Origin of the sequence: Vibrio sp. T3Y01, assembly GCF_013114525.1 — a bacterium.
Lineage (GTDB): Bacteria > Pseudomonadota > Gammaproteobacteria > Enterobacterales > Vibrionaceae > Vibrio > Vibrio chagasii_B.
On record NZ_VTXJ01000001.1, the window covers coordinates 284,643 to 311,399 of the forward strand.

The window sequence follows — 26,757 nt, forward strand, 5'->3', positions numbered from 1 at the left end:
TTATTGCGGGTTATCAATGATAGTGAGCTCAGTGTAACCTGTCGAATCGTCATGCTCTCTGCTGAAGGTCAAGGTATCGTAGCGATGAAGAATCAATTCAGCGGTGGTAGCGATGATGGTTCCTTCAAGTAAATGACCACCAATTACATCGCCATTCTCATCAGCTAACGAAATGTGAACGTGCTGGTGGTTAGGCGTTAGTGTTGCCATGACAGACACGATTTCGAACGGCGCTTGAATTAACTTTGTATGGTTTGCGTTTGCTAAGCGAATATTGATCTGAGAAACACAGCCCACACAAGATGCAATAGAGCCCGCTGCGACGTTATGTTTAGCCACTAGCTTTTGTAGTTCAAGCTTTAAGTCTTGGCCTCGGGTTAATCGTGTTGCAATTGGGGTAATCATTGGCTTCTCTCTAACTCTCACTGGTCTAAAGAACAAAACGAAGCCATAGTTGGCTTCGTTTTGTCATAATTTAGCAATACGCTTTGGCTTGAAATCAAGCTCGGCTAATTACTTGCCTTCTTTTGCTTGCTGTTCTCTTTTCTTCTTAGGAACAAAGTTCAGCACCGAAATAGGCACTTCTTTACGTGGTTCAAAACCTTCAACTACTCGGCGTTCAATCAAGTGACCAAGGCGCTTTTCAATAATGCATAGGTTCTTGAAGTTATCTTTTGATAAGAAAGAGATCGCTTCACCCGTTGCATCAGCACGACCAGTACGTCCAATACGGTGAACGTAATCGTCTGCTGGGAAAGGCATATCGTAGTTAACAACGCGTTGTAGGTTATCGATATCAATACCACGTGCAGCAACGCCCGTTGCCACTAGGAACTTAAGGTGACCTTTCTTAAAGTCCGCTAAGATCTTTTCACGAATCGCTTGGCTACGTCCACTGTGGAACGCTTCAGCTTGAATACCACGTTTCTCAAGTTGAGCAACCAATTTTGCTGCACCATGCTTGGTTTCGATGAAGATAAGCGCTTGATCCCAGTTACCTTCAGTAATCATGTGGCTCAGTAGTGCCGATTTACGGTCTTTATCTACTGTTACTAGCCATTGCTCAATGTTCGCTTTCGAAGCGTCTGTCTTGGCAATTGAAATCTCTTCAGCATCACTGATAGCACTCTTCGCTAGTGCACGAACCGGTGTAGAAAGCGTTGCTGAGAACAGCAGGTTTTGCACATCTTGCGGTAAGCGAGCGATGATCTTGTTGATGTCTTCGATGAAGCCCATGTCTAGCATGCGGTCTGCTTCATCCAGTACTAACACTTCAACCTCATCAAAGTGAACCGCGCGCTGTCCGTACATATCGATCAAACGTCCTGGTGTTGCCACTAGAATATCAACACCTTCAATCAGACGATCTTTTTGATGTTGGTAAGATACGCCACCGTACATTGCTAAAGACGTTAGGTTTAAAAACTTCGCGTACTTCTTGATGTTTTGCTCAACTTGAACCGCCAACTCACGCGTTGGTGTAAGGATCACAGCACGGATGCGTTTCTTACGTTGTGTTTCACCTTTACTTAGCATTTCTAAGATAGGGAGAACAAAGCTCGCAGTTTTACCTGTACCTGTTTGTGCTGCCGCAATAAGGTTCTTACCAGAAAGTACAATTGGAATTGCTTTTTCTTGAATAGAGGTTGGCTTTTCGTAGCCTTGTTTTGCAACGGCTTTAACAATAGGTGAGCTTAATCCAAGCTTGGAAAATGGCATAAGTTTCTCGGTATGATTTGGCTAAATAGCGATGGAAAGGTTCAACAATCTTATACAAGGATAAGATTAATGGCGGCATTCTACCATGTTGCTTGTGTACTGCTAGCAACATACACACTTTAGTTGGATAATACTGGCTCAATTAAGACGACGATAAGACAGGGAAGTATGGAAATTACACCAGATGAACGCGAAGCCGTATATAAAACGATTTTTTCTCGCCGAGATGTTCGTGGTCAGTTTCTTCCTGATGAGATCCCTGAAGACGTATTGATGCGTGTGTTAACTGCGGCGCACCATGCGCCTAGCGTTGGCTTTATGCAACCTTGGGACTTTGTCGTTGTTCGTGATATCGAAACCAAGCAGCAGATCAAAGTGGGCTTCAATCAAGCGCATGCAGAATCCGCTGAAATGTTCACCGATGAAAAGCAGGCGATGTATAAGCGCCTAAAGCTTGAAGGTATTGTTGAATCACCTATCGGCATCTGCGTGACATGCGATCGCAATCGAACTGGAAAGGTTGTGCTCGGCAGAACCATTAAACAAGAGATGGATTTGTACAGCACCGTGTGTGCAGTTCAAAACTTATGGCTTGCGGCAAGGGCAGAAAACCTAGGGTTAGGGTGGGTAAGTATCCTTCACGACTCAACACTACGTGATGCTCTAGATATCCCAGAGAACATCGATATCGTTGCGTATTTGTGTATCGGCTACGTTGATCACTTCAAAGATAAACCAGAACTTGAAACCATGGGTTGGCTACCAAGAAGAGATGTCAACTCGGCGATTCATGAAGGGAAGTGGAACCCAAGTAACATTGAGTAACTCGAGGATTTTATATCTTAGTAATTTATTGAATTAAATAACAAAGCTCGTGGTGGAATGTTCAGTATAAGGTTGAATTTATAAATCCATACTGATATTAATGACACTTGATTAATCGCTTCAGTCTGGACTCTTATGAACGACGCTAATTTACGTAGACTTCAGCAGCTTATTGTAAAGTATGAGTTAGGCGAAGAGTATCACCTCACGATAGATGACCTAGAGCATTCGCTGTCGACCTCTCGTAGAAACACTTCGATCATTCTTAAGTGCTTGTCTGAATATCACTGGATTTGTTGGACTCCATCTAAAGGTCGAGGCAAGCTTAGCCAGTTCCGAATCCTAGTCAGTTTTTCCGAAGCGTTAGAACAAGTTTTGGTACAGCATTTAGAGCAAGGTCGTTTTAACGCTATTCCCCGTTTTTTAGAAAACTATGGTGCACCTGCAATAAAAGCACTGACGTTGGCGACTGAAAAACATAGTCTGTTCAATGAGCAAAATGAACATTTATTGATTACTCAATACCCATGGGTTGATAACCTTGAGCCCGCCGAAACGTACAGAACGGCTGAGCATCACATCTTAAGAAGCCTCTACAATACTCTGTTAGTCCAAGATCATGAGGGTAAGCCTCAAGCTAGCCTCGCACATCATTGGAAGATGGAAGGGCGCTTTCTGCATTTTTGGTTGAGACCAAATGTACTATTCCATGACGGTAATACTTTAACTCCCAAAGATGTTGCTCAATGCTTATTGCGGTTAAAAAGTATTGATGGTCCGGTGCAGTCGTTATTTGAACAAGTTCGTGATGTACAAGTGGTGGGTGATAAACAACTGATTATCGAACTAACGCACGCAAATCCTATGTTCCTCTATGCGTTGTGCAGTGCACACGCGTCTATTTATCGTTGTAAGCGGACGTATTTCTCTAGTGGCCGAAGTGCTTATATGGGGACCGGCCCTTTCTCGTTAGATGACTGGAGCGAAGAGAGGTTAGTTCTCAAACGTCATCGTGGTTACTTCGCTCAAAATGCCTTGCTAGAACAGATAACGCTGACAGACATCGAAGACTTAAATGACCATACTTTGAGCTTTAACAAATCGGGTGCAGCAGAAGAGACCACCATTAATGCACTTTCTTACCTTGCGGTGAATCACAGGGAAAGTTCAAGAATTGCCTGTGAAGATTTAGACAGATTAGTTTCGTTCATCAAATCCAGCAGTATTGAGTTTGATGCTGATATGGTAATTGATGACTTGTCTTTTTCTTCTAGCGCGTTAACGCCCAATAATCAGATTCCGGCTTTGAAGGGAACGGTTGTATTAACACGACCTAAAATGACGATTCCTTTGCTTCAAGATATGGCAGACTGGCTAGAGAACACTATTGCAAAAACGGGTGTGATGATTGAAGTCATTGAACTTCCAAATATTAGTGATCCTAGTTCAATGAGTGAGTCGGCAGACTTGTTGTTTATCGAAGAGATAATTGAACAGCCAAAAGAGTATGGTCTTTACGACTGGTTGCTTGCCTCGTCTGGACTCAGATTTATTTTTAACAGAGCAGAGATGAAAGCACATTGTGAGAAAGTTCGCTCAGCTGTCGGTAGCGATAGTCCAATTGACGAGCTGAGACAAATTGAACAGTCGCTCTATCAACAGAAGTTACTTTGTCCGTTATTCCACGGTAAAGAAAAGGTATCTAACAGTGTTGAGGTTCATGGTGTAGAGATAAATCAAACTGGCTATAGTGATTTTTATAAGCTTTGGATATCTTCGAGCGAGAAGTAATCCATATATCTTTGAGTGTGTGTTTTTCCTAGCTAGCTTTGCGGTCAAAAGGAAAACATGCATGAATTGTCTATTACCCTTTCATGTTTATTTTTAACACCGGTCGTTACTATGGCTCAGTATGACTATCAAAGTCATTCCCGGTCATCCCCCCAATGACACTTCCACTCATAACTCTATTCCATTAGGATCTAATCGAATGAAACTTAAGCTTATTTCTATCGCACTTATCGCTGGTGGCCTTACGGCCTGTGGCGGAGGGGGCGGTGGTAGCAGTAGTAACAACACGGCAGCGCCGCAAACGAAAACCTTACAAGGTGTGGCTATCGATGGTTATATTTCAGGGGCGACCGCGTTTTTAGACATCAATTATAACGGTGTTCTAGATGAGGGTGAGCCTAGAAGCATCACGGACCATGAGGGCAGTTATGAGCTATCTTTGACGGGCTCTAACTCAGACTGTATGGACTACGCCCCAATCGTAGTGAACGTGCCAGTAGGCGCTATTGATGCGGATAGCCCCAACACACCTATTACTGAACCTTATCAGCTAGTATTTCCGCCAGTAATGACGGTGAGTTCTGATCAAGAAATTAAGTCTACAACACCGCTGACAACCGTTCTATGGAATGAAATTCAAGCCGACCTATACAAAGGTGGCTTAAACAGTTGTTCTGCCTTAAAGCAAGCTGTAAACACCCAAAATAGCATTGTCCAAAATGTGAAAGAGCATGACTTCCGAATTGCGAATCGATACAACATCGCAGTGGAAGATTTGTATGGTGATTTCGTTAAGGCTCAAAATACCGAGCTCTACGATTTAGCGCAGAAAATGATGCCAGCGATCAAAAAGTCGTACCAAGAGACCAAAAAGATTCAAAAAGAGAACCCGACAGCCCAACAAGCGTATGTGGATTATTACTGGGAGCAATGGGATTACTCCAAAAAGAACGAAATCAATAAGTGGTACAAAGTTAAAACAGTGATGACTGCAGATAAGCTTATTGTTATCGAACATGAAGTTTCAGCCGACTTGCAGACAGAACTAGTGTTAAACAAACACATTGAGCGTAATGGTCAGAAAAAAAATGGTTTGGAATATGACAAGGAAGCTTGGTTTTCATTGAGTAGCGATGGGACGCAATACTCATGCTCAGTGCAAGAGACCATCAAACAGCAAGTTTTACCCGACTCACTGACGACTTTCGGTGTGTTGAACCGTGGTTGGTCTCAACAACCTGATTGGGAAAGTTGTTCACGCCAAGACGTTGGAGCGGGCTTCATGCAAACCTTGTCGGCAGATGTTGTCGGTGACTACAAAGATCAGTTTACTCAGGTACAAGCGAAATTTAATTTTGAGAATAATGCACCACATCCAGAATGGGTGAATCTGGGTGATTCATTGGGTAGCGTTTCACGCAGCGACTTTGATGCGCTCAATTATCTCTCGGTAAACTTTGACGACAATAGTTCTTATGGCTCTGATAGTTGGAACAGACATAAGTATGCGTATATTGAGAATACACCGTTTGATTACACTCAAACGATAACGTCTAAATACTCTCAAGGTAACTGGACCAAAGGTTATTATTACCAGAATGGAACAAGTCGAATGGAATGTTCAGATGATGGTGTGAATTGGTCAAAAGATACTTGTAAGTAACGCTGACGAAGTCGTTACTCAATAACTATAAAGAGCTTTACGCAATAAAAAAATCCAGTGTCATCAGACACTGGATTTTTAGCTTTAGATAATATTAAACGCGCTCTTAAGCGATTTCGATCTTCTCAGCTTGGTTCTGCTCTACCATAGACAGTGCAAGTGCTTCTGCAACCTTAATACCGTCGATACCAGCAGACAGGATACCACCTGCGTAACCTGCGCCTTCACCTGCAGGGAAGAAGCCCTTTAGGTTGATGCTTTGGAAGTCTTTGCCACGCTTGATACATACCGGAGAAGACGTACGAGTCTCAACACCCGTTAGTAGGCCGTCTGGCGTAGAGAAACCTTTGATCTTCTTCTCGAACGCTGGGATTGCTTCACGAATCGCTTCGATTGCAAAGTCAGGCAGCGCTTTTGAAATGTCCGTTAGGTGGATACCCGGTGTGAATGATGGTTGTACATCACCCAGAGCACTTGGATCGCGACCTTTCAGGAAGTCGCCAATTTTCTGTGCTGGAGCATCGTAGTTCTCGCCACCTAGTACAAACGCGCCGCTTTCTAGTTCACGTTGTAAACGGATACCCGCTAGAGCGTCGCCTGGGTAATCGCGTTCTGGATCGATACCAACAACGATTGCGCTGTTTGCGTTACGTTCCGCACGAGAGTATTGGCTCATACCGTTAGTTACAACGCGACCTTCTTCAGAGGTTGCTGCAACCACAGTACCACCTGGGCACATACAGAAGCTGTATACAGTGCGGCCATTCTTGCAGTGGTGAACCAGTTTGTAGTCCGCAGCACCTAGAATTGGGTTGCCTGCGTTCTTACCAAAACGAGCTTCATCAATCATTGACTGTTTGTGTTCGATACGGAAACCAACAGAGAAAGGTTTCGCTTCCATGTAAACACCACGGTCATGCAGCATTTCAAATGTATCACGAGCACTGTGACCAACAGCCAGTACAACGTGGCGAGATTTGATTTCTTCACCGTTAGAAAGTGTTAGACCAGTGATTTGGCCATCTTCCATGTGAAGGTCATCTACACGAGTGCTGAAGCGGATTTCGCCACCTAGTTCGATGATAGAAGCACGCATTTTTTCGATCATGGTAACCAGTTTGAAGGTACCGATGTGCGGCTTACTTACGTATAGGATCTCTTCTGGTGCGCCAGCTGCAACGAACTCTTCGATTACTTTACGGCCGTAGTGCTTTGGATCTTTTACTTGGCTATATAGCTTACCGTCAGAGAATGTACCAGCGCCACCTTCACCAAACTGTACGTTTGATTCCGTGTTCAAAGTGCGCTTACGCCAGAAACCAAAAGTATCTTTAGTACGTTCACGAACTTCTTTACCACGCTCAACGATGATTGGGTTGAAACCCATTTGAGCAAGCACTAGACCAGCGAATAGACCACAAGGGCCAAAGCCGATAACAACAGGGCGCTCAGTTTGATTCTCAACAGCTTTAGCGACAAACTTGTACTCCATGTCAGGAGTCACTTTTACGTGTGGGTCGCTGATAAAGGCTTCTAGTAGCTCAGCTTCGTTTTCAACGAGAACGTCCAGGGTGTAGATAAGCAGGATCTTTGATTTCTTACGAGCATCGTAGCCACGTTTAAAGATATTAAAAGAGATAACCTGATCTGAGTTGATGCCAAGCTTCGCTTCAATCGCTTCTTGAATGGCAGACTCTTCGTGGTCTAGTGGAAGTTTAATTTCGGTTAAACGTATCATTTCGATGTCTCGTTCTTATAGGTGTCTTAGCTAGACCGCTTCTAGTGAATGCAGAGTTTGGTGTAACACTGATGTTGGGAAGAAGCGATAAGCTCACAATGGCGCGCATTTTACGAGAATTTGATTTATCTGTCATACTAATTTGGAAACATGAAGCAAATAGACATGATATTAGAGCCGTATGATGTTGAATTTTGCTTTGGGATGAGTATTATCCCCATTCTTCAATTTTGACTAACTTATAGAGCAGAGCATCATGGCATTTGTCGTAGGCGATAATTGTATTCAATGTAAATACACAGACTGTGTGGCAGTGTGTCCCGCAGATGCGTTCCATGAAGGCCCAAATTTCATGGTAATTAACCCAATCGAATGTATTGATTGTGGCTTGTGTGTACCTGAATGTGATGCTCAAGCGATCTTCCAAGAAGATGAGTTGCCAGAAGATCAAAAGATCTTTATCGAAGTGAACGCAGAACTTGCTGAGATTTGGCCTGTGCAAACGGAAGTAAAACCAGCAATGGATGACGCTGAAAAGTGGAATGGTGTCGCTGATAAATTGGCAATGCTAGAAAAGTAATTCTGTTACTTGAAATAAACCTTCCCCAAAAAAGATCCCCAACTCAGTCGTCCCTCCTTCTTGAGGATGACGGCTGAAGTAAACTTTACTTCGATTCTCTTTTTTACGTCATTCCCTAATGTGAGGGACGTATATGGACTCCCCTAGTATTGCAAGGAAACGAGTAAAGGTACGCAAGTGCACGTATATTCGGTTTCTTTATGGGGAGCTACCCCGAACCTCTATGGCTTAATCCACTCAGCAAAAGTTCTTATCGAGCGTGTGGTGTATTATCACCTTCGTTCCTCTCAGAGTTTCTTTTGCTTGCTATGCTTACTCTTTACCATAATTTACTTGCTTACATGTGGGGGATTGATGTCTCCCTTAACCTTATAAATCAACTGTTAAGCGATTAACGTCTCATTATAAGATTGATTGCTCTTCAGCATGGCACAAGCCATTCTGATCGTTTTGTTAGCAAGGGCGACAACCACTTGGTTAAACGACTTTCTTTCTAAAAGGTTTCGTATCCAGCAACTTAAGCGATCTTCTTTATCTCGGATGTTCGCTACCACAGCTCTTGCTCCATGAACGACAAGAGAGCGTAAGGTTTTATCACCTGATTTACTTATTCCGTGGTTTTTATTCTTACCACCACTGCCAGTATGAGCCGGAACTAAACCTAAGCTCGCACTAGCCCCTCGACCATTTCTATAGGCCGAAGCATCACCTAGACGGGAAAAAATGGCACTTGCAATCACCCAACGTACACCTCGTAAAGTGATTAATAACTGGCAAGCGGGTATTTGCTTTGCAAAGTCTATAAGTTGCGATTCAACTCTCTCGATAGGCTCATCAAGATTTAGTAGCTGGGCATGTAATTCTCGGAGAACGAATCTAGTTGTCGGTGTTAATTCATTCTCTGCATCTTCGATAACGAAAGGGAGCAGTTCTCGCAGTTTATTGGCTCCTTGTGGGAAGGTAATGCCACATTCCGCTGTATAGCCACGGATCCGTAGACTTACTGCTGTGCGTTGTTTTATATAGCTTTGTCTTAAACTCAGCAGCATAGCGATATCTTGCTGCTCAGGTGTTTTTACTGGTACAGCATGAATATCGGAGCGTAAGGAAGCTTCGTAAATCGCGATAGCATCATTAGCATCGTTCTTATTACCACAGCGATATGGCTTCACTTTTTGGGGAGGTATCATTTTGACGGTATGACCACGGCTTTGAAACGTTCGTCCCCAATAATGAGATGCCGAACAGGCCTCTATGCAAATGGTCGCGCCAGGGTGTTGGCTGATGACCGTTAGCATTTTCTTTTTAGACATAGCTTGGTTCAACTTACGCTTGCCATGGCAGTTAAATACCGCGACTTGAAAGACGGATTTGGCTAAATCAATCGAGATTGTGTTAAATTTATTCATGGTATGGGCTCCTGTTTTGGTTCGCACCTGTAACCTTAGCTGACGCTGTCAGTTGAGGTGGGGAGTCCATACCATTGAGCAAGATAGGGAATCTTGCTCTTTGTATCCGCTAATTCTGGCTAGCTGTTTCTCTTGAATCGATTAGCTATGCTGACGACGCATGTTGTCGAGAATAATACCTGTCGCCATTGCTACGTTCAGAGATTCAGCGCCACCGAATGCTGGAATGGTGATTTTGTCTGTCACGAACTTAGCCGCATGTTCACGGATACCGTGAGACTCGCTGCCCATCAGCAAAATGCCATTTGCAGTGAAGTCAGTCTTATGAACACTTTCACCTTCTAAAAACGCGCCGTAAACTGGCAGGTTAGCTTGCTCTAAGTAAGCCGGTAAGTCTGTTTGGCTTACGTGTACTCGGCCAAAGCTACCCATGGTCGCACTGATCGTTTTAGGGTTGTATGGGTCAGCGCAATCGCTGCTCGCAACAATATGTTTAATGCCATACCAGTCTGCTACTCGAATGATCGTACCTAGGTTGCCCGGGTCAGATACACCATCAAGCGCGATCATCAAACCTGTCGCTTCCGGTAATTCAACCTTTGGAATCTCAACCACGGCAATTGCCGCATTGTTACTGACCAAAGTGCTCGCTTTGGTCAGATCGTCTAGCGAGGCTTCAACACAATCAAACTCAATCAGTGATGCGTGATTTTCAGATAAGAAATCAGCAGTAGCAAAGACGTTTTTCACGACTAAGTCACTATTGAATAGCTCAAGAACGTTCTTTTCACCTTGAACTAGAAACAGGCCGTGGGCTTTACGTTGTTTCTTTTGGCCCAAAGCACGAAGGAGTTTTAATTGGTTTTTTGAAATCATGTTTTTATCCTAGATATAAGCCCGCGCATTATAGAGCAAAGGTTAGATAACCAAAAGTGCGATAAGCCAATGCGATCCATATAAAAGCAAAAGCGACCCACTTAAAAAACAAAAGCGCACTAAATAGTGCGCTCTTATAGGATCAACTTAAGCTCAACAGAACCTGATAAGCTTAGCCTACTGCTTAATACGGTACAGGATAGCGCTTAAAGACGGTGTTGATATCCGTCAGAATCTCTTCAGAAAGCGGCTTGCTGAACGCTACTATGTTCTCTTTGAGCTGTTCCATGGTGGTTGCACCAATAATGGTTGAGGTAACGCCATCCACTTGGTTACACCATGCTAAGGCGAGTTGACTCGGCGTGAATCCATGAGCGTTTGCTACTTCTACGTAGCCTTTAACTGCTTCATTAGCCAATTCAGTATCACGGAAAATGCCTTTGCGCTGCATGTAAGTCCAACGGCTGCCTTCCGGCCTTGCACCATCAATGTATTTGCCACTAAGCATACCGGCCGCCAAAGGTGACCACGGTAAGTAAGCGACGTCTTCATGCACGCAGTTTTCAATCAAATATGGCCAGTCTTTCGTGTGTAGCAGGCTGAATTCATTTTGGATAGAGACCATACGCGGCAAGTCATGCTTCTCGGCTAACTTAAGGTAAGTGTTAATGCCCCAAGTGCTGTCATCGGATAGACCAACGTGGCGGATTTTGCCGGCTTTAATACAGCTTGCCAGAGCTTGTAAGATCTCCAACATTTCAGCTTCATGCTGTTGTCGGTCGATGTCGCTAAAACGAATCTGATTCGGGAAATGTTTACCGAAGTGAGGGGTGGTACGATTTGGCCAGTGAAGTTGGTACAGATCGATGTAGTCTGTTTGCAAACGCTTTAGTGATGCATCAACTGCGGCGATCACCGCTTCACCTGTGATAGGGCCACCGTTACGGACCCAAGGTAAGCCAGGGCCGGCAATCTTACTGGCAATGATCAATTCTTGGCGACGCTTTGGATTGCGTGATAACCAGTCACCGATAATCGCCTCGGTTTTGCCATAGGTATCAGGAGAGGGCGGCACTGCGTACATTTCTGCCGTATCAATAAAGTTAATACCTTGGCTTAATGCGTATTCGATTTGTTGGTCAGCTTGTTGTTGAGTATTTTGCAGCCCCCAAGTCATACTACCAAGACAGATTCGGGAAACGGGAATTTGACTACTTCCTAACTTTGAATATTCCATTGAATTCAGGATTCCTGTTGTTGGGTTCTCTGGTACTCGCATTATAGTTTTGAAAAGAGGGCGAGTGAGGAATGAAAACGAATATGAATTATTAGCACAAAATGGTAAGACAAGGTATGGCTTGAGGTACTTTAATGAGTCATTTCTCAGCGCTGTGAGCAGCAAGCATTAGTTGTGAAAATGGTATGCAAAAAGGGATTAGTGGAAAAGGTAATGTAACGACAGTTTTAGCGCATTCGAACGCCGAGTAATGAGTACTGCATTAGAAATAAAAAAGCTCTACCGGATAGTGAGTAGAGCGTTTTTATAGGGGTCTTAATGGTACTAGAGATCCATTCAGTTACTAGGCTGCGTTTGTATCGAACCCACCTTGGGTCTGCGCCTGCTTTAGAGCTTCCTGCCTTTGAACTTCTTTCTCAGTTAATACTGGCTGAAGTGTTTCCTCAGAGGCTTGAGGATAGAAAATGAAATATTTATTAATCGTCATAACTATATCTCCGTGTAACGTATGACAGATTCTGCATCAAGGATAAACTGTGATCATCATCCACTTTGTACTTTTTTTAGGCTGAGAGCGAAGGGCGTAGAATGCGTACAAAGCGACCGCTTATCATCCGTATGCAATATTGGAACTGACGAAACCCTCTGTTTTCAAGTATAGGAAGCCTCTCTAATTTCACACAATAATGATTTAGAGCAAATACATAGATGGTCAGGGGCGTAAGATGAAAAACCTCGCTACTGACTCTGCGTGCGTATTTTTCTAATAACAAATTACTTATCAATGCGCCTAACTATTAAGTCAGTAAATCAATTACTTAATCCATGGTGAGATGAATTATGGAAAAGCTTGTAGAACGTTTTCTGAATTACGTTACTTTCGATACTAAATCCGACCCTTCTAACCCACAGTGCCCAAGTTCAGCGGGTCAAATCACCTTTGCAGAAGTCTTAAAATCAGAATTGATCGCATTAGAGCTAGTTGATGTCTCTTTAGATCAAAATGGCTATTTGATGGCGAAACTGCCGTCGAACGTCGATTATCCAGTACCTGCGATTGGGTTTGTCGCGCACATAGATACCGCTCCTGACGCATCAGGTGCGAACGTGAAACCGCAGGTGATTAGAGATTACCAAGGCGGAACGATAGAATTAGGCACAAGTGGTGAGAGCTTAAACCCAAGCCAATACCCAGATCTTGATGCTCTTCATGGTCATGACCTTATTACAACCGATGGTACTACTCTGCTTGGTGCCGACAATAAAGCGGGTATCGCTGAAATCATCAGTGCTATCGCTTACCTAAAAGCAAATCCTGAAATTAAACACGGTGATATTTGCATTGGTTTCACGCCAGACGAAGAGATTGGTCGTGGTGCTGATTTATTTAATGTAGAAAAGTTTGGCGCCGAATGGGCGTACACCATTGATGGCGGCCCCGTTGGTGAGCTGGAGTTTGAGAACTTCAATGCCACGAGTGCTGATGTTATCTGTCACGGTGTGAACGTTCACCCTGGTACTGCGAAAGGTAAGATGGTGAACTCGATGAACATTGCTGCGCAGTTCCAATTGATGATGCCATCACAAGAAACGCCAGAATGCACTGAAGGCTATGAAGGTTTCTACCACTTGAAGTCAGCGGAAATGGGTGTCGCTCGCTCTGAGCTTGGCTACATCATTCGCGACTTTGAGCGCGAAGGCGTAGAAGCGCGTAAGGCATTCATGCAACAAAAAGTGGATGAGCTAAATGAGCGTCTTGAGAAAGGCCGTGTTGAACTGGTTCTTACCGATAGCTATTTCAACATGAAAGAGATGGTTGAACCTCATCAGCACATTATTGAGTTGGCTAAGCAAGCGATGATCGAGTGCGATGTGGAGCCGATGATCAAACCGATCCGAGGTGGTACAGATGGTGCTCGCTTGTCATTCATGGGCTTACCATGCCCGAATATTTTTACTGGCGGTTACAACTTCCACGGTATTCACGAGTTCATTACCATTCAAGGCATGGAACAAGCGGTGAAAGTGATTGTTGAACTGTCACAACGCACAGCCGTTCACTACCAAAAATAGCGGCCTTTAGCGCGATATCTCTTTGTATTTTTGAGAGTATTCAATAATACTCTCTTTAAGCATAAGGGAGTACGCGATGAAAAAGTTAGTTTTACTTTGCACCCACTTAGCCGTGGGTGCTGTTGGTTTTGGGCTTGGTGTTTACGCATTACCCATCTTAATTGAGCCTGATTCTCCATCTTCGAGCTCAGTGCAAGCGATCAGCCAGCAGGCGATTTATACTGGTGAGTTCACTAAAGACCGCCAAGATAGCGATTTCTTGCACTGGGGCGAGGGGGTCGTGTCGGTCTCAGAAAGCGCGATTGCGTTTGAAGGCGAACTTGCTCCTGGACCGGACTACAAGGTCTATCTATCTCCTAAGTTCATTGAAACCGAGCAAGCCTTTAATGACAGTAAGAGCGAGTTACTCAGAGTCGGAGATGTCAAAACATTTGACCGGTTTATGGTTAAACTACCGGAAGGTACTGATCTTAATCGATTTAATACCGTTGTGATTTGGTGTGAAACTTTTGGTCAATTTATTACTTCTGCCAAGATAAAATGATAGCCTTCTAGGGCGTGTTGCTCTTTCGAGTTGATTTTCGCAGCGAGTTGCTGGGTATTTATACAAGGCAGAGGCGTCGATGTGTTGCTAGCCTACATGAGAAGCCGATAACGTAGTAGAAATGACCAGCAAACGCTGCCCGAAGGGTTCGAGCTGGGCGACCCGCAAAAAGCGTTTTACTCTTTGTGAGGGATATTTGCTTAGAATGATTATGCTACATCTCCCTCGCCGCGATTAAAACGCTTTTGACTAGGCGTCCCCATCCGAACGAAATTTAACCGCGAAAGGTCAACACGCCCTAATAGTTAATATCAGAATGAACACGAGCGCTCTGGAGTTGAGCGCTTTTTCATAGCACTGATATTAGCGGCTTTCTTGTAAAGCTAACCGTTGTAAAGCTAAATGTTGTAATGCTAAGGATTAAGTAATGGAAAAAGTGTGGCAAGTAATAGATTTCCTACTCGCTCATAAGTTTATTTTTAGTGCGCTGATTATCAGTCTTATTTTAATCATCCGCCGAATCACCTTATCTCAAATTAGGGGTGACGTTGCTTTCCTTAGCGAAGACCAACGTAATTGGATGTCCCGTACTAAAAACGGCACCTTTGCGATTATTGTTATAACGCTTTTTCTTCTCTGGAAATCTGAAATCAGTGAGTTTGCTCTCTCAGTAACAGCAATTGCCGTTGCGATAGTGGTGGCGTCAAAAGAGATCATCTTGTGTTTCACCGGCTCTATTCAACGTGCTAGCTCACGCTCATTTAGAATTGGTGATTGGATTGAAGTGGGTAAAATCAGTGGTGAGGTGATTGAACACAACTTGATGGCGACTGTGATTCAAGAAATCGACTTGTATCATGGGCAATACCACTTCACTGGCAAGACCGCTACGCTGCCTAACAGCATGTTCTTTACTTATCCTGTAAAGAACCTCAACTTCATGAAGCGTTACGTTTACCATAGCTTTACGGTGACGGTGAAAGACTTCGTTAACCTGTACCCAATGGTGCCGGGTCTTATTGTCAAAATTGAAGAGCATTGTGAAGAGTTTATCGATGTTGCTCGTCGTTATAACGGCGTTATCGAAAAACACGCTGGTGTCGACCTTCCTGGCTCTGAGCCGCATATCCACATCACAAGCAGTTCAACCAGTGAGCAAGAAGTCCATTTTATGATTTTCTGTCCAACCGAGAAGGCGGTTCATCTAGAGCAAGAGATTCGTAAAGATTTCATGGAAGCATACGCTGAAGCATTTCCTATCAGTGCTTAATCCAGCAGTCCGCTGAGCCCCAAACAAAAGAAAGCCGAGAGCGATAATATCGACTCTCGGCTTTTTTGTTCTAACTATCTGTTCGTTTAATCTAGGTCAGCCAGTGGTAACCAATCGACTTGTACGCCTGCTTGTTCAAACATATCTTGGCTCACTTTGATTTTGTCTCCCCAGCGAGAAAGAAAGTCTTCACTTTGCTCTGGGCAGTGAACAGCTGAAATACCGGTTTGGATGATTTTCGCTGCGCAGTTTGGGCAAGGGAAGTGAGTCACCCAGATTTCACAGCTGTCTAAATCACGCTTAGCAAACAAGATTGCGTTCTCTTCTGCGTGAAGCGTTTTTAGGTATTTCATCTCACGATCATCAGTGTCAGCACTATCCGATACGCCATGAGGGTAGCCATTAAAGCCAACTGAAACAATACGGTTGTGTTTGGTGATAACTGCACCAACCTGAGTGGACGGATCTTTACTCCAGGAACCGACTAATTCCGCCATTTGATAGAAACGTTTTGCCCATTTTGAAATCATTCGAATTACCTTAACAAGGAAGTATGAGTTTTTATTATTGAAACCATATTATGTTAGACAATATATACAGAGAGGGGAAGTAACAAACGTATATTTGATCATGAATTGTTGATGGTTTGTAAAGGGTTGATATATATCCAATTTCAATTTACAAGTTGAAACACTTTTGCGAGTTATAATTGATATTCCTCGGACATTTGAAGCAATTGTGTTACGTAACTTTTATGCTGTTCAATTTCTCATAAGTGACGGTATAACCATGCGTAAAAAGTTAATCCTTACGGCTCTTGCAAGCTCTCTTATTCTTGCTGGATGTGGGCAAGATGCCCAGAATGCCAAGCAAGCGCCATTACCTCTCGTAGCTGTACAGGATGTTAGCGTTATTTCTCATCAGCAAAGTAAGTCGTACATCGGCCGTATTGAAGCGGTTGAAGACACGGCAATTACTGCGCAGGTTTCTGGCTATCTTCAAAGCCGTCATTTCAATGAAGGGCAAATGGTCGAAAAAGGGCAGCTGCTTTATTCGATTGAGCCTTCATCATTTGAAGCTGAAGTCGCAAGTGCTAAAGCGGCCGTTGCTCAAGCTAACGCCAATCTTAAAAAGGCTGAACTAGATTTCAACCGTGGTAAGAACCTACTTCCTAAAGGCAGTATTTCTCAATCGGAATTCGATGCATTGACGGCAAACCTATTAGGTTCTCAAGCACAGCTTGAAGCTGGTCAAGCTCAGCTAAATGCCGCTAACGTTCAGCTTTCTCATACTAAGATTGTTGCGCCTTTCTCTGGACGTATTAGCGATACCAAAGTGAGCACGGGTGATCTGGTTTCTCCATCTTCTGGCGTATTAACGACTTTAGTTAGCTTAGACCCAATCCATGCATCGTTCAGTATCAGTGAGCGTGAGCGTATTGAGTTAGGTATGGACCGTATTGAAGGTGACGGCAGCAGCGATTCTGATCGTGTTGAGGTGCAAATCATGCTTGAAAATGGCGAAGCATTCGAACACCTAGGTCAGCTCGATTTCTTGGGCAACCGTATCAACCTAAACACTGGTACGATCGCGATGCGCGCGATTGCCGATAACCCAGACCAGCAACTTCTTCCTGGTCAGCACGTTCGTGTTGAGCTGCGTGAGAAGCAATCTATTGATGTTGTAACCATTCCTCGCCGCGCGGTTCAAACCGACCTTGAAGGCGACTTTGTTATGGTGCTAGTTGAAGGTGAAGCAGCTCCTGTCGCTGAGCGTAGAAACATTGAGATGGGTCGACAGGTTGAAGGGGGTGTGATTGTCCACTCTGGTCTAGAGAAAGACGATGCCGTTATTACTCAAGGCCTTCAGCGTGTTCGTAACGGTATGTCTGTTCGCATTCAACCTTCTGCGACTGAGCAAGCAGAGTAAGGGGCGTAGATATGTTAAGTCGTTTCTTTATTCAAAGGCCTAAGTTTGCCCTTGTTATATCCATAATATTGACGCTGGCAGGTGCGATCTCTCTCGCTATCTTGCCTGTGGCGGAATACCCAAAAATTAGCCCACCTTCGGTAAGTGTGTCTGCTTTTTACACAGGTGCAAGTGCAGAAGTAGTGGAACAGGCGATAGCCGACCCCATAGAAACGTCGGTGAACGGTGTTGAAGATATGATCTACATGTCTTCAAAGAGTGCTAACGATGGTTCATACAACCTTAACGTGACTTTTGATGTTGGTACTGACCCAGATATGGCTCAGGTCAACGTTCAGAACCGAGTTGCTCAAATCGAATCGAAGCTTCCACAAGAAGTTCGAATGGTGGGTGTCACTGTTAAAAAGCGTTCGCCAGACCTTTTGATGGTATTGAACTTCTATTCTCCAAATGGTGAGTACGACGATCAATTCCTGATCAACTACGTTAACCTAAACATTAAAGACCAACTGGCTCGTGTGAAGGGCATCAGTGAAGTTAACGTGCTAGGTGGTGGTGAATACGCGATGCGTGTCTGGTTAGATCCTGAGAAAATGGCTAACCTCAATATCACCACTTCTGACGTGAACCGTGCTTTGGCGGAACAGAACGTTCAAGTTGCTGCTGGTCGTATTGGTGCTGCACCTTATAACAACGCACAAGAAGTACAATTCAACTTGGTAACAAAAGGCCGACTGGAAACGGCGGAAGAGTTTGAGAACGTTGTACTTCGTGCCACTCAAGATGGTTCAACGGTTTATCTAAAAGACATTGCACGTGTCGAGCTTGGTAAAAAGTTCTACGATGGCAATGGTAAATACCGTGGTCAAGATGCGTCAATCGTAACGCTGTCACTTCAGTCAGACGCTAACGCACTGGAAAGTGGTAAAGCCGTAATGGCGATGCTCGACAACCTAAGCAAAAACTTTCCTGAAGGTGTTGCTTATGAAGCGAGTTACGACACGACAGTCTTCGTTGCTGAGTCGATCAAAGGGGTAGTAAAAACGCTGATCGAAGCTATTTTGCTTGTTATCGCAGTTACTTACCTGTTCTTGGGTAGTGCTCGTGCAACCTTGATTCCTGTTGTTGCGATTCCTGTATCTTTGATTGGTACATTTGCCATCATGCAGATGACGGGCTTTACCATCAACACGGTAACTCTGTTTGGTTTGATCTTGGCAATTGGTATCGTAGTAGATGATGCGATATTGGTTATCGAAAACGTCGACACCACCATGGCTAAAGACCCAACGATTTCACCGCGTAAAGCTACGCTGATCGCGATGAAAGAAGTGACGGGCCCAATTATTACTTCAACCTTGGTGCTACTCGCGGTATTCATTCCAGTTGCAATGCTTCCGGGTATTACTGGCATCATGTACCGTCAGTTCGCGCTGACTATCTGTATCGCGGTTGTTATCTCTTCGATCAACGCATTAACGCTGTCACCAGCACTGTGTTCATTGGTTCTTAAACAAGGTGGTGGTAACACTGCTCGTTGGTACCAAGCCTTTAACCGTGGCCTAGAATCCGTTACCAACAAATACGGTCAAGTGGCAGGTTTCTTAGTTAAGAAAGGCGTGCTGCTATTCACTTTCTTCATCGTGGCTTTGGCGGCTGTGACTTACTTTGCGAAGACAACGTCTACGGCGTTCGTACCTCAAGAAGATAAAGGTATTCTGCTGGTTAACGTTCAGCTTCCAGATGCGGCATCCTTGTCTCGTACTGAAGATGTAACCAAGCAATTACTAGAGATGGTTGAGCAAGAACCGGGTGTTGATGGTGTGACACTGGTTAACGGCTACGCATTCATGACGGGCGCTTCTGCGTCGAATGGTGCGTCGATGTTCATCAAGCTTCACGATTGGGACATGCGTAACGCACTGGATGGTCAACATTCAGCACAGGCTATTTCACAGCGTATTAATGGACGCGCTGCGACTGAACTGCCTCAGGCGATTGTATTTGCAATGGGACCGCCTGCGGTACCAGGTATGGGTGCAGCGTCTGGTTTTGAATTTGTCCTTGAAGACACTTTAGGCCGTAGCCGAACTGACCTAGCGATGGTGATGAATGACGTGATTACTGAGGCGACCAAGCAGCCTGAGATTTCACATACATTCAGTACTTTCCGCGCCAACGTACCTCACTACTATGTCGATATTGACCGTGAGAAAGCGCAGCAGCTAGGTATTCCGTTGTCGGAAATCTTCCAAACGCTACAAGGTAACCTTGGCTCGTTGTACGTGAACGACTTCACCATGTTTGGTAAGAACTTCCGTGTAACCATGCAAGCAGACAGTGACCACCGTAGCAGCATGGATGACCTACAACGATTCCACGTACGCTCTTCTGCTGGTGAGATGATCCCGCTAAGTACGCTTGTGACTTACGATCAGATCTTTGAACCCGATGTAGCATGGCGTTACAACATGTACCGCAGTGCAGTAATCCAAGGCCAGCCAGCACCGGGTTACTCAAGTGGTGATGCGATCGCGGCGATGGAACGTGTAGCGGCAGAAGTTCTGCCACAAGGTTACCAGTACGAATGGACTGGTATGGCTTACCAAGAAGTACTAGCAGGCAACCAAGCGATCTTCGCGTTCGCATTGGCACTGATCTTCATCTACTTGTTTATGGTGGCTCAATACGAGAGCTGGACAATACCTATTGCGATTATCTTAGTTGTACCCGTGGCAACCTTAGGTTCTTTCTTGGCATTGAACCTAACAGGCACACCGTTGAACCTTTACGCGCAGATAGGTTTGGTTCTCTTGATAGCCTTGGCCGCAAAGAACGCAATTTTGATTGTGGAATTCGCGAAAGTTGAGCGTGAAGAGAAAGATGCACCAATTGAAGATGCAGCCGTGAAGGGCGGAACATTACGTTTCCGTGCTGTAAACATGACGTCTTGGTCGTTCATTTTAGGTATCTTCCCGCTTATCTTTGCGGCGGGTGCTGGTCACGTGAGTCAGAACTCTCTTGGTATTTCACTGATTGGTGGTCTGTTATGTGTATTACTAGCAGGTACGTTCCTAATCCCAGGCTTCTATGCATTTGTGCAGCGTAAACGTGAAAAAGCACACGGTGGTAACACTAAATTAGTGCCACTTGATGATGAGTAGAAGAGGTCACTCTTCATAAAGCGGATTCTTTGTAAAGACTAAATCCTTGTAAAAACTGAGGCTTAGCAGTGTGCTAAGCCTTTTTTTATGCGTCAGAGTAATAAAAATGCTTTTTATATAATCAAATCTTTATTATGTGATAGAGCTAACACTCTATTTTGTGTTTTCTAATAAAATGATGTTTTATTGGTAAGTTGCTGTTTAATAATGAAATACAGGTGTTCAGCTAACGCTTGTATGCTCGAAACTATTTGCACAATAGTGTGAACTGTTTCAAAATTACGAAGTTATATTGAAATTTTTTGTGCATTGAGGTTCTTATGAAGGTCATTGATTTATTTAAACACCGAGGCGACAGCTTGTCATCGCAACACTCAGAGTTTATGCAATGGATGTCTCCAGCTCTTAGAGAGTACTGGGGCGACTTTCTGAACCGTACACAAAATAGTCACTTCTTTGCATGGGTTCGTGATCACCATAAACCTGCGGTAAACGAAGATGTGCCAGTAGAGCAACCAATCGTACTAAAGCCAGAAGCACAACTTGTGTTTGATGAGCTGAACGAGAAGATTGGTGAAGTTATTCATACTGGCGATTGGATCAATGTAAGCCAAGATCGCATCAACCAATTTGGTCTTGTGACTGAAGATATGCAGTGGATCCATACTGAGCCAGAGAAAGCAGAAACTGATTCCCCGTTCAAAACGACCATCGCACACGGTTTCTTAACTTTGTCTTTGCTTCCGCGTCTAACCGATAGCGTTGATCCCGACAAATCTCAATTCCCAACAGCGAAAATGGTTGTGAACATTGGCCTTAACCAGGTTCGTTTTCCATACCCTGTTAAATCGGGCAGCAACGTTCGTGCAAAAAGTACGTTAACTAAAGTAACGCCTATTAAGAAAGGCCTAGAGATTGAGCGCGAGATTCGTGTAGAAATCGAAGGTGTTCGTCGCCCTGGCGCTGTTATCGTTTCAGTGATTCAACTTCACTTCTAAGTGGTTTGAAAGTAAGCGATTTATAAAGATTCAAAAAAAAGAGAGAGCGTGATGCTCTCTCTTTTTGTTTTCATAAGATAAAAGTTACTCACTTATTTGATGCGAGTGTAGCCGTACTCTTCAATCAGGTCTTGGCCTTGTTTGGATTTCACGAACTTGATGAAGTCTTTGCTCTCTTCAGAAACTGAATCCTTCTTGTGCAGCAACAAGAATGGGCGAGCCAGTTCATAGCTGTGGTTTGCGATGTTTTTAGATGTCGGCTCTACGCCTTCAAAAGTGATGGCCTTGATAGAGCGGTCGATTGAACCAACAGAGATAAAGCCGATAGCGTGTGGGTTGTGATTTACGATCGTTTTCACCATGCTGTTGCTGTTAACAACTAAGTTATTTGGGTTGATGTCAGACACTAAACGGTCGTTAATGATCTTTGTTAAACCAAGTAAGCTTTCGAAGCTGTAGCGTGAACCTGAAGACGCTTCACGTGTCACAACCGCGATAGGTTGATCGGCACCACCTACTTCTTTCCAATTGGTGATTTTACCTTTGTAGATATCAAACAGTTGCTCGCGAGAAACGTTACTCACGCTGTTTGAGCGGTTAGTTACAACAGCTAGACCATCAAAGGCAATAGGGAATACCTTGAGTTTGTCACTCTGTTCTTGGTCAGTTAAGTAGCGTGAGCTCATGCCGATATCAGCCACACCTTTATTAACCATGGTAATACCCGCTGTCGAGCCGATGCCCTGAACGGCAATGTAGTTATCAGGGTGAGTCTTGTTGTACTCCTCAGCTAATACGTCCATCACTCGAGAAACAGAAGTGGAGCCCGAAATATTGGTTTCTTGTGCAAAAGTAGCTTGAGAAGACAGGGCTAAGGATAAAAGAGAGGCAAGCGCGACTCGTAACATAAACAACTCCTAGTTAATAACATTTGTCGCATATGATAGGTCGGTTATATGACACTTTTGTGAAATTCCATACGCTCTTTGTATGGTGGTTGAATGAGTCAATGAACACGTAATTCAGCAATAACAATGGTAAGTTTATTCACACAAAATCCGTTAATGGGAGCGTGATTGTGATTTTGTATGAGGACGTTCGCTAAAATGTTGGTTGAGTCCTAAGCTAATGTAAGGGATTCATATTTAGAGAATGCCTATGAAGTTACAAGGAGTGTTATGTCCGTCATTCATATCGAACTTAATCGCCTTCTCGTTGGGGCTGAAAAGCTCTGTACTTCCCGTAATAGCAGTTTACCTGTCGAACTCGGTAAATCGTTATATGAAGAGTGTAAGGGCGGCGTGATGTTTTCACAGGCTCATTATCTGCTCGACTCATCTCATAGTGATTACACAAACGACATTGCCTGCGTGACGTTTGATGAGCATTCTGCTTGCTGGTTAGTTACTGTGCCATTAGAAAGTGATGAAACGACCGATATTATCGCTTGGGGGCCTTATCCGTACCTTCCTCAATCCAAAGACCTTGATGCTGTGTTGTCTGAAATAGAAAAAGACCCTAAATCGTATTTTTGGTCATAAAGGTCTGTTTTAACTCGCTGGTGGCGTGGCACTAGAGCTACGCCTTCTGTTCATTCTCAATCAAGCAAATAGTTTGCTCTAGGTATCAGGCCGCGTCTTACACTTGTGGTTTCATGCTTTGTAATTGAGATTGTGCGATGAGAGAACGGAAATCTTTCGGTGTCTTCCCATGATACGTTTTAAAGGCTGTGCTGAAGTGCGCAGCGCTCTTAAAGCCAGACTCGTACGCGATTTGAGTAATGGATTTAGTCGACGTTCTAAGTTGCGTTGCGGCATGGGCAATACGTTTAATCTTTAATAAGTTTGAAAATGAAAGATCTTCAGCCGATAAACGGCGTTTCAGTGTGGCTGGCGACATTCCCATGTAGCTGGCTAGTGTGTCTAAAGAGATATTATTCTCAATATTCTGTTCAATGTAGTGAATGACTTTTTGCGTCACCGTTAACCTTGAAGCTCGTGCGATGATAACCAGCAGAGCAGGGTATTGTTCGACCATCAGTGAAAGCAAACCTAACCCTAATTGAGTGAGTGCGTAGTCATTTTTAGCTGAAGAATGAGCTAAAGACATGATGAGATCTTTCAGCTCGCAGATCTCTGTATCAGTTTGGTTGAATTTGATGTACTGGTTGGGGACTCGAGTGGATTCTAGGTCGCTGAATTGGTTGATGAACTTCTGGAAAATATCTAAATCAAAATCTAAGCAGGTTGCGCTGAATTCGCCGTTTTCTGTATCTACTGTGATGTCTTTGATTTGGCCTGAGTTATAAAGTGTGAAATCGCCTGCCTGCAATGAGGCTTCGGTGCCATCGGGGAGCACGAAAGAGATACTGCCTTTTGAAACGATGAAAATACCATTTTTAGAGGCGGGGTACCGTTCTCGTTTCCTGGGGATGAAGTTTCTGAATTGAGTAACTGTTATTGATGACATAATGTGCTTCTTTGACGTTGTAAACGAGTTGCTTATTAATTTTAGTATTGTTTAAGCATGAGACATTTACAAAAAAGGCGCTAATAATTAGCGCCTTTAGAAGTGAACCTTTGAAGCTTATGACCTTGAAAGCTTTGACCTTGAAAGGCCTATCCTTTACAGCTATTAAGCTTCGGTTTCATTTGTTGTTTCAGGCTCGCTAGGCAAGTCCGCAAATACTTGAGTAGGTTTTGCTACTAAGTTACGGCTTTCCTGATTAACTTCAGAGAGAACTACTTCTAAAACGTCTCCCAGTTTGTATACCATTTCTTTATCGATAGATACAGTACCCATATCACTGTTGCACTCGATTCTTTCTTTATTATCAATAATGAGAGAACCAGGGATAAATGCAGCGGCACCATTCTCTAGCAAGCGAACACGCATACCAGCACGGTTAATGTCGAAGATCTCTGCTTGGAAGCGTGTTTCTTCTGCTGGTGCGTTAGCTAGCGTGCGAGCATACAACCAATCACCAACATTACGCTCAGCCATACCGTGATGGCGGCGGTGTAGTGCAAGTTCATCACCGATCGTTTCATCTGGTGTTTGAATTGGCGCTTTACCAAGGATATGTGCTTTCAGCATACGGTGGTTAATCATGTCGCCGTATTTACGAATTGGAGAAGTCCAAGTCGCGTAAATGTCTAAACCCATCGCGTAGTGTGGTGCAGGTTCGTTGCTGATTTCACTGTACGCTTGGAACTTGCGGATACGGTTATCGTAGTAGTTATTATCTAAAGAGCCTAACCAGCGGCGAAGTGCAGCAAAGCCTTCAAGAGAAATAATTTGCTCTTCTGTGAACGGTGTTTCTGCTTGTGGATTAACCAGTTCAAGAACGTCTGCAACTTTCTCGGCTTTGAAGCCAGAGTGGCAGTTAAACACACCTTGGTTGAAGCTTTCCTTTAATACTCGACCTGCACAGATGTTTGCGCTGATCATCGACTCTTCAACCAACTTGTTCGCACTACGACGCATGTCTGCGTGAATCGCAACAACATCGTTATCTTCGCTAAGTTCAAAGCGGTAGTCAGGGCGATCTGGGAATACCACTGCGTTTGCTGAGCGCCATGCTGAACGTGCTTGTGCAAATTCGTGTAGGTCAGAAACAATCGCTGCGATTTTTTCAGATGGTTGCCACTTCTCTGATGCACCGGTTTCTAGCCAGTCTGATACGTTGTCGTACGCCAGACGAGCGTGAGATTTAATGTTCGCCGCGAAGAAGTTGATGTCATCGCCAATAACGCCATCTTTAGACACGGTTACTGTGCAGCATAGGGCAGGGCGAATTTCGTTCTCGATAAGCGAACATAGGTTGTCTGCAAGGTCACGAGGTAACATTGGGATGTTACGACCAGGCAGGTAAATCGTGAAGCCGCGTTCGCGTGCCACTTTGTCCATTGCGTCATCAGGAGAGATGTAAGCGGTAGGATCAGCAATCGCGATAGTCAGTTCAAAATCACCGTTCTCTTTCTTCTTCGCGTAAAGTGCATCGTCCATATCTTTTGTGCTTTCGCCATCGATAGTCACAAAAGGAACGTGAGTCATGTCTACACGTTCTAAATCAGCATCGTCATTGATTTGCCAATTATCGATACCTTCAGGTTCACTATTTGGTAGGTCATTCTGTGCAAGTGTTACCCACCAAGGTGCGATCTTGTCGTCAGCGTCAGTGATCTTTTCTGAGATTTGAGCTAAGAAGCCGTTGTCACCTTTCAATGGGTGCTGAATGATATGAGCAACAACCCAGTCGCCTTCTTTAAGCGTTTCTGGGTTTAGGCCTTTCTTTGCTTTCGCTTTTAGTTGCAGCTTTTTAAGCTGAGGGTGGTCAGGTACAACGTTTAAGCGGCCTTTGAAAAGCTTAACTCGTGCAATAAAGCGAGTAAGACCTTGTTCAACCAATTCTTCTGGCTCTGCAACTTCACGCTCTTTCTCGGTGCGAATGATGGCAATCACTTTGTCACCGTGCACACATTTCTTCATGTATGGAGGCGGGATGAAGTAGCTTGTTTTGCTGTCGACTTCTAGAAAACCAAACCCTTTTTCAGTGGCTTTGATTGTGCCTTCCTTTTTTGGGAGGGTTTCTTGGATTTGTTGCTTAAGCTGAGCGAGTAGAGGGTTATCTTGAAACATCTTACTTTTATCTTACGAGAACAATTGAGCACACTATAATCATTGCGGGGCCTGATTACTACTTAAAGCCGAAGGGAGAGCAAATAAATTACCTTCTTATTTACTAGGTTCAATTCAATTGATGTAAACGGCTATGACGAGATATTCATCAAGTTTTGACGATATGATAGCCAGTATTGAAAGAAAACCGAAAAATATGTGATGTAATTCAATTTTTTCTGGCTTTTTTTATGCATTTAAGGAATAATCCGCCTCCCTTAGACGTCCCTAATGGCTTGAAGTGTTTTATTACTGCTTCGT

Annotated in this window: 22 protein-coding genes; 11 read left to right on the plus strand and 11 right to left on the minus strand. The window is 44.0% G+C overall.

The features are described 5' to 3' along the window. A complete protein-coding gene (locus F0232_RS01220) occupies window positions 1-405 on the minus strand; it encodes a PPC domain-containing DNA-binding protein (protein ID WP_105058389.1) in 405 nt (134 codons plus the stop codon). A 108-nt stretch (window positions 406-513) separates the two neighbouring features. Beyond that, window positions 514-1,719, minus strand: a complete 1,206-nt coding sequence (locus F0232_RS01225; RefSeq protein ID WP_105058388.1) for a DEAD/DEAH box helicase — start codon at window positions 1,717-1,719, stop codon at window positions 514-516. A gap of 168 nt (window positions 1,720-1,887) precedes the next feature. Here F0232_RS01225 and bluB point away from each other — a divergent pair, with 168 nt between their 5' ends. The 3 genes from bluB (at window position 1,888) to F0232_RS01240 (ending at window position 5,998) form a co-directional block, all read left to right on the plus strand. After that, window positions 1,888-2,544: a 5,6-dimethylbenzimidazole synthase gene (gene bluB, locus F0232_RS01230; RefSeq protein ID WP_105058387.1), complete on the plus strand. Its 657-nt coding sequence runs from the start codon at window positions 1,888-1,890 to the stop codon at window positions 2,542-2,544. Between the two features lie 135 nt (window positions 2,545-2,679). Further along, window positions 2,680-4,335: an ABC transporter substrate-binding protein gene (locus F0232_RS01235; RefSeq protein ID WP_105058386.1), complete on the plus strand. Its 1,656-nt coding sequence runs from the start codon at window positions 2,680-2,682 to the stop codon at window positions 4,333-4,335. A 199-nt stretch (window positions 4,336-4,534) separates the two neighbouring features. Then, window positions 4,535-5,998, plus strand: a complete 1,464-nt coding sequence (locus F0232_RS01240; RefSeq protein ID WP_105058385.1) for a hypothetical protein — start codon at window positions 4,535-4,537, stop codon at window positions 5,996-5,998. Between the two features lie 106 nt (window positions 5,999-6,104). Here the strand turns inward: F0232_RS01240 and F0232_RS01245 are convergent, their stop codons facing one another. Then, entirely contained in the window at window positions 6,105-7,736 is a 1,632-nt protein-coding gene (locus tag F0232_RS01245; protein ID WP_061032250.1) for an NAD(P)/FAD-dependent oxidoreductase, read from the minus strand. Window positions 7,737-7,992: 256 nt separating this feature from the next. On the opposite strand from F0232_RS01245, the gene fdxA reads away from it, so the two are divergent. Further along, the gene (gene fdxA / locus F0232_RS01250) at window positions 7,993-8,316 is read left to right on the plus strand and encodes a ferredoxin FdxA (RefSeq protein WP_061032251.1); all 324 of its coding nucleotides are present in this window, start codon (window positions 7,993-7,995) and stop codon (window positions 8,314-8,316) included. 383 nt (window positions 8,317-8,699) lie between these two features. On the opposite strand, the gene F0232_RS01255 is transcribed toward fdxA, so the two are convergent. The 4 genes from F0232_RS01255 to F0232_RS01270 form a co-directional block, all read right to left on the minus strand. Beyond that, window positions 8,700-9,725, minus strand: a complete 1,026-nt coding sequence (locus F0232_RS01255) for an IS110 family transposase (RefSeq protein ID WP_105058384.1) — start codon at window positions 9,723-9,725, stop codon at window positions 8,700-8,702. A 141-nt stretch (window positions 9,726-9,866) separates the two neighbouring features. After that, entirely contained in the window at window positions 9,867-10,601 is a 735-nt protein-coding gene (locus F0232_RS01260) for an RNA methyltransferase (protein ID WP_017631333.1), read from the minus strand. Window positions 10,602-10,785: 184 nt separating this feature from the next. Further along, complete coding sequence (locus tag F0232_RS01265; protein WP_105058383.1) at window positions 10,786-11,838, minus strand: aldo/keto reductase; 1,053 nt, start codon at window positions 11,836-11,838, stop codon at window positions 10,786-10,788. A 343-nt stretch (window positions 11,839-12,181) separates the two neighbouring features. Continuing rightward, window positions 12,182-12,325 (minus strand): hypothetical protein, encoded by a 144-nt coding sequence (locus tag F0232_RS01270; protein WP_162884312.1) that lies wholly within the window; start codon window positions 12,323-12,325, stop codon window positions 12,182-12,184. 353 nt (window positions 12,326-12,678) lie between these two features. On the opposite strand from F0232_RS01270, the gene pepT reads away from it, so the two are divergent. The 3 genes from pepT to F0232_RS01285 all read left to right on the plus strand — a co-directional run bounded on the left by pepT (window position 12,679) and on the right by F0232_RS01285 (window position 15,725). Next, on the plus strand, window positions 12,679-13,911 hold the full coding sequence (gene pepT / locus F0232_RS01275; protein WP_105058382.1) for a peptidase T: 1,233 nt from the start codon (window positions 12,679-12,681) through the stop codon (window positions 13,909-13,911). A gap of 76 nt (window positions 13,912-13,987) precedes the next feature. Next, complete coding sequence (locus F0232_RS01280; protein WP_105058381.1) at window positions 13,988-14,455, plus strand: DM13 domain-containing protein; 468 nt, start codon at window positions 13,988-13,990, stop codon at window positions 14,453-14,455. A 427-nt stretch (window positions 14,456-14,882) separates the two neighbouring features. Beyond that, window positions 14,883-15,725 carry a mechanosensitive ion channel family protein gene (locus F0232_RS01285; RefSeq protein ID WP_105058380.1) on the plus strand — a complete coding sequence of 281 codons (843 nt, stop codon included), beginning with the start codon at window positions 14,883-14,885 and terminating at the stop codon, window positions 15,723-15,725. Window positions 15,726-15,811: 86 nt separating this feature from the next. Here the strand turns inward: F0232_RS01285 and F0232_RS01290 are convergent, their stop codons facing one another. Beyond that, the gene (locus tag F0232_RS01290) at window positions 15,812-16,255 is read right to left on the minus strand and encodes a dCMP deaminase family protein (RefSeq protein ID WP_004737813.1); all 444 of its coding nucleotides are present in this window, start codon (window positions 16,253-16,255) and stop codon (window positions 15,812-15,814) included. A gap of 259 nt (window positions 16,256-16,514) precedes the next feature. Between F0232_RS01290 and F0232_RS01295 the strand changes: the two genes are divergently transcribed. The 3 genes from F0232_RS01295 (at window position 16,515) to F0232_RS01305 (ending at window position 21,816) form a co-directional block, all read left to right on the plus strand. Next, window positions 16,515-17,654 carry an efflux RND transporter periplasmic adaptor subunit gene (locus tag F0232_RS01295; protein ID WP_061032256.1) on the plus strand — a complete coding sequence of 380 codons (1,140 nt, stop codon included), beginning with the start codon at window positions 16,515-16,517 and terminating at the stop codon, window positions 17,652-17,654. An 11-nt stretch (window positions 17,655-17,665) separates the two neighbouring features. Continuing rightward, complete coding sequence (locus tag F0232_RS01300; RefSeq protein ID WP_061032257.1) at window positions 17,666-20,818, plus strand: efflux RND transporter permease subunit; 3,153 nt, start codon at window positions 17,666-17,668, stop codon at window positions 20,816-20,818. 320 nt (window positions 20,819-21,138) lie between these two features. Continuing rightward, a complete protein-coding gene (locus F0232_RS01305; RefSeq protein ID WP_105058379.1) occupies window positions 21,139-21,816 on the plus strand; it encodes a MaoC family dehydratase in 678 nt (225 codons plus the stop codon). Window positions 21,817-21,908: 92 nt separating this feature from the next. On the opposite strand, the gene F0232_RS01310 is transcribed toward F0232_RS01305, so the two are convergent. Continuing rightward, on the minus strand, window positions 21,909-22,724 hold the full coding sequence (locus F0232_RS01310; protein WP_105058378.1) for a phosphate ABC transporter substrate-binding protein: 816 nt from the start codon (window positions 22,722-22,724) through the stop codon (window positions 21,909-21,911). A 270-nt stretch (window positions 22,725-22,994) separates the two neighbouring features. On the opposite strand from F0232_RS01310, the gene F0232_RS01315 reads away from it, so the two are divergent. Next, complete coding sequence (locus tag F0232_RS01315) at window positions 22,995-23,357, plus strand: DUF3024 domain-containing protein (protein WP_061032260.1); 363 nt, start codon at window positions 22,995-22,997, stop codon at window positions 23,355-23,357. Window positions 23,358-23,454: 97 nt separating this feature from the next. Here the strand turns inward: F0232_RS01315 and F0232_RS01320 are convergent, their stop codons facing one another. Together F0232_RS01320 and rnb are read right to left on the minus strand one after the other, a co-directional pair. After that, window positions 23,455-24,285, minus strand: a complete 831-nt coding sequence (locus tag F0232_RS01320; protein WP_061032261.1) for an AraC family transcriptional regulator — start codon at window positions 24,283-24,285, stop codon at window positions 23,455-23,457. A 165-nt stretch (window positions 24,286-24,450) separates the two neighbouring features. Further along, on the minus strand, window positions 24,451-26,457 hold the full coding sequence (gene rnb / locus F0232_RS01325) for an exoribonuclease II (protein WP_105058377.1): 2,007 nt from the start codon (window positions 26,455-26,457) through the stop codon (window positions 24,451-24,453). Window positions 26,458-26,757 lie beyond the last annotated feature (300 nt).

Bases quoted from the DNA above. Each gene is read 5' to 3' on its own strand.
- F0232_RS01220 (WP_105058389.1), bottom strand. From the start codon at position 405: ATGATTACCCCAATTGCAACACGATTAACCCGAGGCCAAGACTTAAAG.
- F0232_RS01225 (WP_105058388.1), bottom strand. From the start codon at position 1,719: ATGCCATTTTCCAAGCTTGGATTAAGCTCACCTATTGTTAAAGCCGTT.
- bluB (WP_105058387.1), top strand. From the start codon at position 1,888: ATGGAAATTACACCAGATGAACGCGAAGCCGTATATAAAACGATTTTT.
- F0232_RS01235 (WP_105058386.1), top strand. From the start codon at position 2,680: ATGAACGACGCTAATTTACGTAGACTTCAGCAGCTTATTGTAAAGTAT.
- F0232_RS01240 (WP_105058385.1), top strand. From the start codon at position 4,535: ATGAAACTTAAGCTTATTTCTATCGCACTTATCGCTGGTGGCCTTACG.
- F0232_RS01245 (WP_061032250.1), bottom strand. From the start codon at position 7,736: ATGATACGTTTAACCGAAATTAAACTTCCACTAGACCACGAAGAGTCT.
- fdxA (WP_061032251.1), top strand. From the start codon at position 7,993: ATGGCATTTGTCGTAGGCGATAATTGTATTCAATGTAAATACACAGAC.
- F0232_RS01255 (WP_105058384.1), bottom strand. From the start codon at position 9,725: ATGAATAAATTTAACACAATCTCGATTGATTTAGCCAAATCCGTCTTT.
- F0232_RS01260 (WP_017631333.1), bottom strand. From the start codon at position 10,601: ATGATTTCAAAAAACCAATTAAAACTCCTTCGTGCTTTGGGCCAAAAG.
- F0232_RS01265 (WP_105058383.1), bottom strand. From the start codon at position 11,838: ATGGAATATTCAAAGTTAGGAAGTAGTCAAATTCCCGTTTCCCGAATC.
- F0232_RS01270 (WP_162884312.1), bottom strand. From the start codon at position 12,325: ATGACGATTAATAAATATTTCATTTTCTATCCTCAAGCCTCTGAGGAA.
- pepT (WP_105058382.1), top strand. From the start codon at position 12,679: ATGGAAAAGCTTGTAGAACGTTTTCTGAATTACGTTACTTTCGATACT.
- F0232_RS01280 (WP_105058381.1), top strand. From the start codon at position 13,988: ATGAAAAAGTTAGTTTTACTTTGCACCCACTTAGCCGTGGGTGCTGTT.
- F0232_RS01285 (WP_105058380.1), top strand. From the start codon at position 14,883: ATGGAAAAAGTGTGGCAAGTAATAGATTTCCTACTCGCTCATAAGTTT.
- F0232_RS01290 (WP_004737813.1), bottom strand. From the start codon at position 16,255: ATGATTTCAAAATGGGCAAAACGTTTCTATCAAATGGCGGAATTAGTC.
- F0232_RS01295 (WP_061032256.1), top strand. From the start codon at position 16,515: ATGCGTAAAAAGTTAATCCTTACGGCTCTTGCAAGCTCTCTTATTCTT.
- F0232_RS01300 (WP_061032257.1), top strand. From the start codon at position 17,666: ATGTTAAGTCGTTTCTTTATTCAAAGGCCTAAGTTTGCCCTTGTTATA.
- F0232_RS01305 (WP_105058379.1), top strand. From the start codon at position 21,139: ATGAAGGTCATTGATTTATTTAAACACCGAGGCGACAGCTTGTCATCG.
- F0232_RS01310 (WP_105058378.1), bottom strand. From the start codon at position 22,724: ATGTTACGAGTCGCGCTTGCCTCTCTTTTATCCTTAGCCCTGTCTTCT.
- F0232_RS01315 (WP_061032260.1), top strand. From the start codon at position 22,995: ATGTCCGTCATTCATATCGAACTTAATCGCCTTCTCGTTGGGGCTGAA.
- F0232_RS01320 (WP_061032261.1), bottom strand. From the start codon at position 24,285: ATGTCATCAATAACAGTTACTCAATTCAGAAACTTCATCCCCAGGAAA.
- rnb (WP_105058377.1), bottom strand. From the start codon at position 26,457: ATGTTTCAAGATAACCCTCTACTCGCTCAGCTTAAGCAACAAATCCAA.